The organism is Streptomyces sp. 63XJN7_1_ISO-PGPR-S23-121 (genome assembly GCF_056173025.1).
Map to the genome: position 1 here is coordinate 6,394,004 of NZ_CM149653.1, position 10,946 is coordinate 6,404,949.

9 protein-coding genes are annotated in these 10,946 nt (G+C 70.5%); 8 read left to right on the top strand and 1 reads right to left on the bottom strand.

Annotated features, from left to right (window positions below):
* Nucleotides 1-6 precede the first annotated feature (6 nt).
* From AC0VYN_RS28685 to AC0VYN_RS28720, 8 genes are all read left to right on the top strand, one after another.
* Nucleotides 7-1,173 carry a mandelate racemase/muconate lactonizing enzyme family protein gene (locus tag AC0VYN_RS28685; RefSeq protein ID WP_475533292.1) on the top strand — a complete coding sequence of 389 codons (1,167 nt, stop codon included), beginning with the start codon at nucleotides 7-9 and terminating at the stop codon, nucleotides 1,171-1,173.
* On the top strand, nucleotides 1,170-2,174 hold the full coding sequence (locus tag AC0VYN_RS28690) for a zinc-dependent alcohol dehydrogenase (protein WP_475533293.1): 1,005 nt from the start codon (nucleotides 1,170-1,172) through the stop codon (nucleotides 2,172-2,174). Before AC0VYN_RS28685 ends, AC0VYN_RS28690 begins: the two co-directional genes overlap by 4 nt.
* Nucleotides 2,175-2,321: 147 nt before the next feature.
* Nucleotides 2,322-3,293 carry a hypothetical protein gene (locus AC0VYN_RS28695; RefSeq protein WP_451628156.1) on the top strand — a complete coding sequence of 324 codons (972 nt, stop codon included), beginning with the start codon at nucleotides 2,322-2,324 and terminating at the stop codon, nucleotides 3,291-3,293.
* A gap of 140 nt (nucleotides 3,294-3,433) precedes the next feature.
* A complete protein-coding gene (chvE, locus tag AC0VYN_RS28700) occupies nucleotides 3,434-4,546 on the top strand; it encodes a multiple monosaccharide ABC transporter substrate-binding protein (protein ID WP_475533294.1) in 1,113 nt (370 codons plus the stop codon).
* Nucleotides 4,547-4,578: 32 nt separating this feature from the next.
* Nucleotides 4,579-6,129, top strand: coding sequence for a multiple monosaccharide ABC transporter ATP-binding protein (gene mmsA / locus AC0VYN_RS28705; protein ID WP_475533295.1), 1,551 nt, complete (start codon nucleotides 4,579-4,581; stop codon nucleotides 6,127-6,129).
* Nucleotides 6,126-7,370, top strand: coding sequence for a multiple monosaccharide ABC transporter permease (gene mmsB, locus AC0VYN_RS28710; protein WP_189227971.1), 1,245 nt, complete (start codon nucleotides 6,126-6,128; stop codon nucleotides 7,368-7,370). Before mmsA ends, mmsB begins: the two co-directional genes overlap by 4 nt.
* A 65-nt stretch (nucleotides 7,371-7,435) precedes the next feature.
* Nucleotides 7,436-8,584: an aldose epimerase family protein gene (locus AC0VYN_RS28715; protein ID WP_475533296.1), complete on the top strand. Its 1,149-nt coding sequence runs from the start codon at nucleotides 7,436-7,438 to the stop codon at nucleotides 8,582-8,584.
* A gap of 152 nt (nucleotides 8,585-8,736) precedes the next feature.
* Nucleotides 8,737-10,392, top strand: a complete 1,656-nt coding sequence (locus AC0VYN_RS28720) for a pyridoxal phosphate-dependent aminotransferase (protein WP_475533297.1) — start codon at nucleotides 8,737-8,739, stop codon at nucleotides 10,390-10,392.
* Between the two features lie 45 nt (nucleotides 10,393-10,437).
* Here AC0VYN_RS28720 and AC0VYN_RS28725 read toward each other — a convergent pair whose 3' ends face one another.
* Entirely contained in the window at nucleotides 10,438-10,896 is a 459-nt protein-coding gene (locus tag AC0VYN_RS28725; protein ID WP_385466607.1) for an RrF2 family transcriptional regulator, read from the bottom strand.
* Nucleotides 10,897-10,946 lie beyond the last annotated feature (50 nt).

Sequence of the window (10,946 nt, forward strand, 5' to 3'; positions counted from 1 at the left end):
ACCGCCGTGCGCATCACCGGAATCAGCACACACGTGGTCGGGACGCCGTGGCGCAACCTGACGTACGTCCAGGTGCACACCGACGAGGGCCTCACCGGAGTCGGTGAGACCCGGATGCTCGGCCACACCGACGCCCTCCTCGGCTATCTGAAGGAGGCCGAGGCCAACCACATTCTCGGTTCCGACCCGTTCGCTGTCGAGGACCTGGTCCGCCGCATGAAGTACGGCGACTACGGCCGTGCCGGCGAGATCGTGATGTCCGGCATCGCCGTCGTCGAGATGGCCTGCTGGGACATCAAGGGCAAGGCCCTCGGCGTCCCCGTCTGGCAGCTCCTGGGCGGCCGCGTCACCGACAAGGTCAAGGCGTACGCCAACGGCTGGTACACCACCGAGCGGACGCCGGAGGCCTACCACAAGGCCGCGCAGGGCGTGATGGAGCGCGGGTACCGGGCACTGAAGATCGACCCGTTCGGCACCGGGCACTTCGAGCTCGACCACGAGCAGACCCTGTACGCCGTGTCGCTGATCGAGGCCGTGCGCGACGCCATCGGCCCCGACGCCGAGCTGATGCTGGAGATGCACGGCCGCTTCTCCCCCGCCACCGCGGTGCGACTGGCCAGGGAGATGGCGCCCTTCAAGCCGGCCTGGCTGGAGGAGCCGGTGCCGCCGGAGAACCTCAGGGCGCTCAGGAAGGTCGCCGAGAAGGTGGACCTCCCGGTCGCCACCGGCGAACGCATCCACGACCGGATCGAGTTCCGCGAGCTGTTCGAGGACCAGTCCGTCGACATCATCCAGCCCGACGTCGGCCACATCGGCGGCATCTGGGAGACCCGCAAGCTCGCCGCCACCGCCGAGACCCACTACACGCTCGTCGCCCCGCACAACGTCGGCGGCCCCGTGCTCACCGCCGCCAGCCTCCAGGTCGGCTTCACCGCGCCGAACTTCAAGATCCTGGAGCACTTCAACGACTTCGCCGACGCGGAGATCAAGAAGGTCGTCAAGGGCGCGCCGCGGGTGGACCCGGAGGACGGCTGCTTCCACCTGTCCGACGCCCCCGGCCTCGGCGTGGAGCTGGACACCGACGCGGCGGCCGAGTTCCCGCAGCAGCAGGCGCGGTTCGACCTGTGGGCCGAGGGCTGGGAGCAGCGCAAGCCCAAGGGGACGCAGGCATGAGCCGCGCGGTCGTCGTCGAGGCGCCGGGCGAGCACCGGCTCGTGGCGCACGAGCCCCGCGAACCCGGCCCCGGCGAGGCGCTGGTGCGGGTGCACGCCGCCGGGATCTGCGGCAGCGACCGCGAGGTCTACCAGGGCAACCGGCCCGAGGGGTACGTGCGGTACCCGCTCACCCCCGGGCACGAGTGGTCCGGGACCGTCGAGGCGGTCGGTGCCGGGGCGCCCGGGTCCCTGGTGGGACGCAAGGTCGTCGGCGAGGGCTTCCGCAACTGCCAGGTGTGCGACCGCTGCCACGCGGGCGAGACCACCCTGTGCGGCGCCGGGTACGAGGAGACAGGCTTCACCCAGCCGGGCGCCATGGCACCCACAATCACCCTGCCCGCGCGCCTGCTGCACGTCCTGCCCGACGACGCCGACCTCACGGCCGCCGCCCTGCTGGAGCCGGCCGCCTGCGTCGCCGCCGCCGCGCTCAAGGCGAACGCCCGCCCCGGCGAGCGGGTCGCCGTCGTCGGCACCGGCACGCTCGGCATGTTCGCCGTGCAGTTCCTGCGCGCCGCCTCCCCGGCCGAACTGCTGGTCGTCGGCACGCGCGGGGACCGGGAGGCGTTGTCCCGGCAGTACGGGGCGACCGACTTCCGCACCAGGGACCAGCCCCTGCCGGACGACTTCGACGTCGTGATCGAGACCGCCGGATCCGCGGACGCCGCCCGCACCTCCGCCGCGCTGCTGCGCAGGGGCGGGCGCCTGGTCCTGACCGGCATCCCGGCGCCGGGCGCCGGCGGTCTGGACCCGACCGACCTGGTGGTGCGTCAGCTGGAGGTGCACACCGTCTTCGGGGCGCCGCCGGACGCCTGGGCGCACACCGTGCGGGTCTTCGGCGCCGGCCTGCTCGACCCGCTGCCGCTGGTGACGCACGAGCTGCCGCTCGCCGAGTTCGCGCGGGCCATCGAGCTGGTCGGCGCCGGTGACCCGAGGGTCGGCAAGGTGCTGCTGCGTCCCTGAGGCCGTACGCCGGTACGGGGGCGACCTGACGGCCCCCGTACCGGCGTACCCCACCCGAACCGAGCTTTCCGTACCCTTCGCCGCGAACCATGTCCGGTATCTCGAACCGGCATCTCGGGGCGGCACATCGAACACGAAGGACAGCCCGTGACCGACTCTTCCGCCCAGGCAGCCGCCCGCCGGCCCGGCGAGCAGGCGCTCACCGCGCTCGGCCTGGCCGCGCCCGCCCTGGACCCCGCCGACGCCTCGCCGCACTCCTTCCCGGGCGGCGGCCGCTGGCGCACCGAGGTCCCCTCCTGCGAGGGGCCGGAGGCGCTGGCGGTGATCCTGAAGGAGTCCTCGCGGCTGGACGTGCCGATCCACCGGATCAGCCAGGGCAGCGGCGTCTGGATGCTGACCGACGCCGAGATCACCGAGATGGTCGAGTCCACCGCCGAACGCGACATCGAGCTCTGCCTGTTCACCGGGCCGCGCGGCACCTGGGACATCGGCGGATCCACCCGGACCGACTCCGGGGGCGCGGGGCTCCGGGCCCGCGGCCACGACGCGGTCGCCGGATGCGTCGAGGACGCCGTCCGGGCGACCGAGCTGGGCGTCAGGTGCCTGCTCGTCGCCGACGAGGGCGTGCTGTGGACGCTGCACCGGGCGCGGTCGGCCGGCGTCCTGCCGGCCGACACCACGCTGAAGCTGTCCGCGCTGGTGGGTCCCGTCAACCCGGCCTCGTACGAGGTGTACGAGCGGCTGGGCGCCGACTCGGTCAACGTGCCCAGCGACCTGACGCTGGACCACCTGACCGAAATCCGTCGGGTTTCGGCCGCGCCGATGGACATGTACATCGAGGCCCCGGACGACCTCGGGGGCTATGTGCGCATGTACGAGGTCGCCGAGCTGATCCGGCGCGGCGCCCCGCTGTACCTGAAGTTCGGCCTGTCGAAGGCGCCGGGGATCTACCCCTACGGACACCACCTGCGCGAACTGACGCTGGCGACCGCCAAGGAGCGGGTGCGGCGCGGCCGGCTGGCCCTGGACCTCCTCCAACGGCACGGCGCCGCGGGGGACATGGCCCCGCTCGGCTCGCGGCTTCCGGGTCCGCTCAACCGGTTCGAGATCTCGTCATAACGTTCCGGAAACCCCCTTCACAAAAGACGACACGACCGCGCACAATCCCACACACCTGCTCTCGGTCGTTCCACCCTCAGCGCTTCCAGCGTGCCGGCACCACCAGACCGAGCCCTGCACCCACATCAAGGATGATGACCATGCGCAACCGCAGAGCCGCACTCGCAGCCATCGCCTCGGCCGCCACCCTCGCCCTCACCCTGACCGCCTGCGGCCAGAACAGCGAGGGCGGCGGCGAGGACGACAAGGGCGGCGCCGAAGGCGCCACCATCGGCATCGCGATGCCGACCAAGTCCTCCGAGCGCTGGATCGCCGACGGCGCCAACGTCGAGAAGGAATTGAGGGCCAAGGGGTACAAGACCAAGCTCGTCTACGGCGAGGACGACCCCGACCAGCAGGTCTCCCAGATCGAGAACATGATCACGCAGGGCGTGGACGCGCTGATCGTCGCCGCGATCGACAACAAGTCGCTCAACAACGTGCTCCAGCAGGCCAAGGACGCCGACATCCCGGTGATCTCCTACGACCGGCTGATCCTCGGCACCGAAAACGTCGACTACTACGCCTCGTTCGACAACGAGAAGGTCGGCGAACTGCAGGGCGGCTACATCGCCGACAAGCTCGGCCTGAAGGACGGTTCCAAGAAGGGCCCCTTCAGCATCGAGCTGTTCGCCGGCTCAAACGACGACAACAACACCAGGTACTTCTTCCAGGGCGCGATGAACGTCCTGAAGCCGTACATGGACAAGGGCGAGCTCGTCGTCCGGTCCAAGCAGACGGCCCTCAACCAGGTCACCACGCTGCGCTGGGACGGCGGCACCGCGCAGAAGCGCATGGACGACCTGCTGACCTCCAGCTACCGCAGCGCCCGCGTCGACGCGGTGCTCTCGCCGTACGACGGCATCTCCATCGGCATCCTGTCCGCCCTGAAGTCGGACGGCTACGGCTCCGCGGGCAAGCCGTTGCCGGTCGTCACGGGTCAGGACGCGGAACTCGCCTCGGTGAAGTCGATCATCGCGGGTGAGCAGACCCAGACCGTCTACAAGGACCTGCGCAAGCTCGCCAAGGTCGCCGCGAACATGGTCGACGCCGCCCTGAATGACAAGAAGCCCGAGGTCAACGACACCAAGTCCTACGACAACGGTGCCAAGGTCGTCCCCGCGTACCTGCTGCAGCCGGTCAGCGTCGACAAGTCCAACTACAAGGAGGCCCTCGTGGACGACGGCTACTACACCGAGAACGACCTCAAGTAACCGGGCCCACCCAAGGATTGGAAGGCACGACCATGGCGGGACCCGTCCTGGAAATGCGCTCGATCGTCAAGACCTTCCCCGGTGTCAAAGCGCTGTCGGACGTCACGCTGACCGTTCACCAGGGCGAGGTCCACGCCATCTGCGGCGAGAACGGCGCCGGGAAGTCGACCTTGATGAAGGTGCTCTCCGGCGTCCATCCGCACGGCAGTTACGAGGGGGACATCCTCTTCGAAGGGGAGACCTGCCGGTTCAGGGACATCAGAGCGAGCGAAGAACACGGCATCGTGATCATCCACCAGGAGCTGGCGCTGGTGCCGTACCTCTCCATCGCGGAGAACATCTTCCTCGGCAACGAGCACGCCAAGCGCGGGCTGATCAACTGGAACGACACGCTCAGGCACGCCACCGAGCTGCTGCGCCGGGTCGGTCTGGACGAGCACCCGGAGACCCGCGTCGCCGACATCGGCGTGGGCAAGCAGCAGCTGGTGGAGATCGCCAAGGCCCTGTCGAAGAAGGTGAAGCTGCTCATCCTCGACGAGCCGACGGCGGCGCTCAACGACGAGGACAGCGGCAAACTCCTCGACCTGATCCTCCAGTTGAAGGACCAGGGGATGACGTCGATCATCATCTCCCACAAGCTCAACGAGATCCGCCGGGTCGCCGACTCGGTCACGATCATCCGCGATGGGCGCTCCATCGAGACGCTCGACGTCAAGGCGGCCGACACCACCGAGGACCGGATCATCAGCGGGATGGTCGGCCGCGACCTGGAGAACCGCTTCCCGGACCGGACCCCGCACCAGCCGGAGGCAGGGGCCGCACCGGCCCTGGAAATCCGCAACTGGACCGTGCACCACCCCCTCGACCAGCAGCGCAAGGTCGTCGACGACGTGTCGATCGAGGTGCGGCGCGGAGAGATCGTCGGCATCGCCGGTCTCATGGGCGCCGGCCGCACGGAACTGGCGATGAGCGTGTTCGGCCGCGCCTACGGCCGATACGCGGGCGGCACGGTCCTGCGCGACGGCACCGAGATCCGCACCAGGACCGTCCCGGACGCGGTCAAACACGGCATCGCGTACGTCACCGAGGACCGCAAGCACTACGGCCTGAACCTCATCGACAACATCAACCGCAACATCTCGCTGACCGCGCTGGGCAAGGTCGCCAAGCGGGGTGTCGTCGACGAGCACGGGGAGCGGCAGGTCGCCGAGGACTTCCGCAAGTCCATGAACATCAAGGCGCCGACCGTCTTCGAGCCGGTGGGCAAGCTGTCCGGCGGCAACCAGCAGAAGGTCGTCCTCAGCAAGTGGATCTTCGCGGGTCCCGAGGTGCTGATCCTGGACGAGCCCACCCGCGGCATCGACGTGGGCGCCAAGTACGAGATCTACACGGTCATCGACCAGCTGGCCGCCCAGGGCAAGGCGGTCGTCTTCATCTCCTCCGAACTGCCGGAGCTGCTCGGCATGTGCGACCGCATCTACACGATGGCCGCGGGACGGCTGACGGGTGAGTTCTCGCGGGCCGAGGCGTCGCAGGAAGCGCTGATGCGTCAGATGACGAAGGACAAAGAGGTAACCCGATGAGCACGGACGTGACCGCCAAGACCCCGGCCCCCGCACCACCGGGCAAAGGCGCCTCGGCCGACGGGGGCGGCCTGCTGCAGCTGATGCTGGACGGCATGCGCCGCAACATGCGGCAGTACGGCATGCTGATCGCCCTCGGCCTGATCGTGGCGCTGTTCGCCGTCTGGTCCGACGGCGACCTGCTGCTGCCGCGCAACGTCTCCAACCTGGTGCTGCAGAACAGCTACATCCTGATCCTCGCGATCGGCATGATGCTCGTCATCATCGCGGGCCACATCGACCTGTCGGTCGGGTCGCTGACGGCGTTCATCGGCGCGATGGCCGCCGTCCTGATGGTCGAACACGATCTGTCCTGGCCGCTCGCGGTGGTGCTGTGCCTGGCCATCGGCGCGGTCGCGGGGGCCCTGCAAGGGTTCTTCATCGCCTATCTCGGCATACCGTCGTTCATCGTGACCCTCGCGGGCATGCTGCTCTTCCGCGGTCTGACGGAGATCTTCCTGAAGGGCCAGACGCTCGGCCCGTTCCCGAAGGACCTCCAGAAGATAGCCAACGGCTTCCTGCCCGAGGTCGGCCCGAACACCAATTACCACAACCTCACCCTGCTGCTCGGTCTCGCGCTGATCGCCTTCGTGGTCTTCCAGGAGGTCCGCGACCGGGGGCGCCAGCAGGAGTTCTCCCTGGACGTCCTGCCGGCCAAGCTGTTCCTGCTCAAGCTGGTCGCGCTGGTCTCCGCCGTCCTCGTGGTCACGCTGCTGCTCGCCAGCTACAAGGGCGCCCCGATCGTGCTGCTCATCCTGGGCGTGCTGGTCGTCGGCTTCGGCTACCTGATGCGCAACGCGATCATCGGCCGCCACATCTACGCCATCGGCGGCAACCTGCCCGCGGCCAAGCTGTCGGGCGTGAAGGACAAGAAGGTCACCTTCCTGGTCTTCCTGAACATGGGCATGCTCGCGGCCCTGGCGGGTCTCGTCTTCGCCTCCCGCTTCAACGCGGCCTCGCCCAAGGCAGGCCTCAACTTCGAGCTGGAGGCCATCGCGGCCTCGTTCATCGGCGGCGCGTCGATGAGCGGCGGTGTCGGCACGGTCCTCGGCGCGATCATCGGCGGTCTGGTCCTGGGCGTGCTGAACAACGGCATGAACCTCGTCGGCATCGGCACCGACTGGCAGCAGGTCATCAAGGGCCTGGTGCTGCTCGCGGCGGTCGGGTTCGACGTGTGGAACAAGCGCAAGGTCGGTTCGTAGGTCACTTCGGGCCCCGCCCCCTCCGGGCGGGGCCCGCTTCTTCCACGGAAGTACAAGGAGCCGCAATGGAACTGAGCAGACGCACGGTCATGGCATCCGCCGCGGCCGCCGGCATCACCGCGACCGCCCTCGGCGGCACGGCGCACGCCATGGGAGGCAGGAAGCCGGTGAAGGAGCTCTTCGGCAGGCTCGCCGACGGCACGAAGGTGTACCGCTGGTCGCTGGAGAACGGCGGCACGCGGATGAGGGTCCTGTCGTACGGCGGCGTCGTGCAGTCCCTGGAGATCCCCGACCGCCGGGGCCGCTACGAGAACGTCTCGCTGGGCTTCGACAACCTCGACGACTACGTGGCCCGCAGCCCGCACTTCGGCGCCCTGATCGGGCGGTACGGCAACCGCATCGCCAAGGGCCGCTTCACCCTGGACGGCAAGCAGTACCAGCTCTCCGTCAACGACGGCGAGAACTCCCTGCACGGCGGCGCCCTGGGCTTCGACTACCGGGTGTGGGACGTCGAGCCGTTCACCCGGGGCTCCGACGTGGGCCTGGTCCTGCACTACACCAGCGTCGACGGCGAGATGGGCTACCCGGGCACGCTCAGGGCCGAGGTGACGTACACGCTCACCCGGCGCGGCGAGTGGCGCATCGACTACGAGGCCACCACCGACAAGGCCACCGTCGTCAACCTCACCAGCCACGTCTACTGGAACCTGGCCGGCGAGGGCAGCGGCACGATCGAGGACCACGAGCTGTCGATCGCCGCCTCCCGGTTCACGCCCACCGACGCCGGGCTGATCCCCACCGGCGAGCTGGCGAAGGTCGCGGGCACCCCGTTCGACTTCCGCCGCGCCAAGCCGATCGGCCGGGACATCCGGGACGGCCACCCGCAGCTCGTCACCGCCAAGGGCTTCGACCACAACTGGGTGCTGGACAAGGGCATCACCGACCGGCCCGAGCACGTCGTCACCCTGCGCGACGCCTCCTCCGGCCGCACCCTGCGCATCGCCACCGACCAGCCGGGGCTCCAGTTCTACTCCGGCAACTTCCTCGACGGCACGCTGACCGGCACCGGCGGCTCCGTCTACCGGCAGGGCGACGCGCTGTGCCTGGAGACGCAGCACTTCCCGGACTCGCCGAACCAGCCGTCGTTCCCGTCGACCGTCCTGCGGCCGGGGCAGACGTACCGGACGACGACGGTGCACTCGTTCGGCGCGTGAGCCGCGACGCCGTGGGGGGCGAAGCCGTGACGCCGTGACGCCGTGGGAGGGACACACTTTCTTCACACGAGTTGAACGGCGCCCCCTCCGCCTCCGTATGTGAGGGCGGCCCGCGTTCCCCCGCGCGGGCCGTCCACCGACGGAGGTCCCCCTTGTCCGGCAGCGTCACCTCGTTGTTCCGCAGCACCGCGGCGCACAGCCCGTCCATGGCGGCGCTGACGCGGGAGAGCGGCGACGGGGCGGGCGCCGGGCCGGTGGACTTCTGCATCCCCTGCAACCCGTACTTCCCCACCCCGGCGATGTTCGACGAGATGGCCGGCCGGCTGCGCGAGATCATCACGTACTACCCGAGCGGCGCCGACACCATCACCGCCGAGCTGTGCGGACTGCTGCGACTGCCCCCGCAGTGCGTGGCGATGGGCAACGGCTCCACCGAGCTGATCACCTGGATCGACCACCTGCTCGTCCGCGACTCGCTCGCCGTCCCCGTCCCCACCTTCGGCCGCTGGACCGACCAGCCCATGGAGACCGGCAAGCGGGTCGACATGTTCCCGCTCCAGGAGTCCGGCGGCTTCGCCCTCGACCTCGCGCAGTACGCCGAGTTCGTCCGGGCCAGGGGGACGCGCACGGTGGTGGTCTGCAACCCCAACAACCCCGACGGCGGCTATCTGCACAAGCAGGCGCTCGTGCAGTTCCTGGACGCGATGGCCGACCGGGACCTCGTGGTCGTCGACGAGTCCTTCCTGGAGTTCGCCGACGCCGAGGCCGAACCCAGCGTGGTCCAGGAGGCGATGCTGCGGCCCAACGTCGTCGTCCTGCGCAGCCTCGGCAAGAACTTCGGGCTGCACGGCATCCGCTTCGGCTACCTGGTCGCCAACCCCGCGCTCGCCGGGCGGGTGCGCGCCATGCTCCCCAAGTGGAACCTCAACTCCCTCGCGGAGCACGTGGTGTTCATGCTGCGCGACCACGGCCCCGAGTACGCGCAGAGCCTGCACCAGGTCCGCCGGGACCGTCTGGAGATGGCCGCACAGCTCTCGGCGCTGCCCGGCCTGACCGTGTACCCCTCCCAGGGCAACTTCCTCTTCGTCCGGCTCCCGGTGGGCGCCGAGGGCACCGTCGTCCGGGACCGCATGCTCACCGAGCACCGGGTCCTGGTCCGCGAGTGCGGCAACAAGATCGGGTCCTCCAGCCGCTTCCTGCGTCTCGTGGTGCGCCCCCGGGCGGACGTGCGCCGCCTGGTGTCCGGCCTGGAACAGGTGCTCTACGGGACCGGGAGGGGAGCCGCCGTGCCCGGGCCCGCCACCGGGACCGGCTACAGCTCGGGCACGGCGGCGGTGGACCGCCTGATGAGCGAGACCAACGGGGCCGGCCTGCGGCAGCTCGCCGCTCCGGCCACCGGCACCGGCATGCCGCTCCCCGCCGCGGTGCCCGTCGCCCCCGCGGCGGCGGTGCCCGGCTCGATACCGGTGCCGGCGGAGGTGCCCGCGGAGGTGCCGACGCGGGTGCCGACCGAGCCGCAACCGGTGCCGTTCCCCGCGCCGTTCCCCCAGCCGGCGCCGCCGTATCCACAGCCGGTGCCGATCCCCCACCCGGCACCGGTCACCCAGCCCGTGCCCGCCCCGGCTCCGGCCGCCGCGGCGGCCGCGTATCCGGCGCCCACCGGCCCCACCCCGCCCGGTGTCCCGGCCCGCGGTGGTCTCACGGCCGCCCAGGTCCGGGGCACCAACGGCCTGGACCCGGTCCCGGCGGCGGGCCGCCCGGGTCCGCGGGCCTGGCCGGACGCGGCGGGCATGGGCCGCACGGGCTGACCCCGGCCGCCCGGCGGGCCACGCACTGACCGTGACCCGGCCGTCCTACGGGTTCTCCCACGCCGCCGGTTCCGCCGCCAGCTCCCGCACCGGGGCGGGCAGCGCGTCCGCCGCCAGGTCCGCGATGGTCACGCCCTCCAGGATGCGGCGGACGTTGGCGCGCAGCGCCACCCACAGCGGCAGCAGCGGCCCCGCCGTGCCCGTGTACACGAGGCCCGTCGGCCGCTCGCCGCGGACCGAGACGATCGGGCCGTCCACCGCCCGGATGACGTCCGCGACCGTGACCGCCGACGCCTCGCGCGCCAGCCGGTACCCGCCGCCCCCGCCGCGCCGGCTCTCCACGATGCCGCCCCGGCGCAGGTCGCCGAGGATGCCCTCCAGGAACTTGTGCGGGATGTCCTGGGCGGTGGCGACCGTCTCCGCCTTCACGGGGCAGTCGCCCTGACGGACGGCGAGTTCCAGGACCGCCCGTACCGCGTAGTCCGCCCGTGCCGAGATCCTCATACGTCCATTGTGCGGGGCGTTGTGGACAATGGGCCCGGCACAGGTGTCCC

What these genes read in the sequence shown, in the direction of transcription:
- AC0VYN_RS28690 (WP_475533293.1), top strand. Translation starts at nt 1,170, where the DNA reads ATGAGCCGCGCGGTCGTCGTCGAGGCGCCGGGCGAGCACCGGCTCGTG.
- chvE (WP_475533294.1), top strand. Translation starts at nt 3,434, where the DNA reads ATGCGCAACCGCAGAGCCGCACTCGCAGCCATCGCCTCGGCCGCCACC.
- mmsA (WP_475533295.1), top strand. Translation starts at nt 4,579, where the DNA reads ATGGCGGGACCCGTCCTGGAAATGCGCTCGATCGTCAAGACCTTCCCC.
- mmsB (WP_189227971.1), top strand. Translation starts at nt 6,126, where the DNA reads ATGAGCACGGACGTGACCGCCAAGACCCCGGCCCCCGCACCACCGGGC.
- AC0VYN_RS28715 (WP_475533296.1), top strand. Translation starts at nt 7,436, where the DNA reads ATGGAACTGAGCAGACGCACGGTCATGGCATCCGCCGCGGCCGCCGGC.
- AC0VYN_RS28725 (WP_385466607.1), bottom strand. Translation starts at nt 10,896, where the DNA reads ATGAGGATCTCGGCACGGGCGGACTACGCGGTACGGGCGGTCCTGGAA.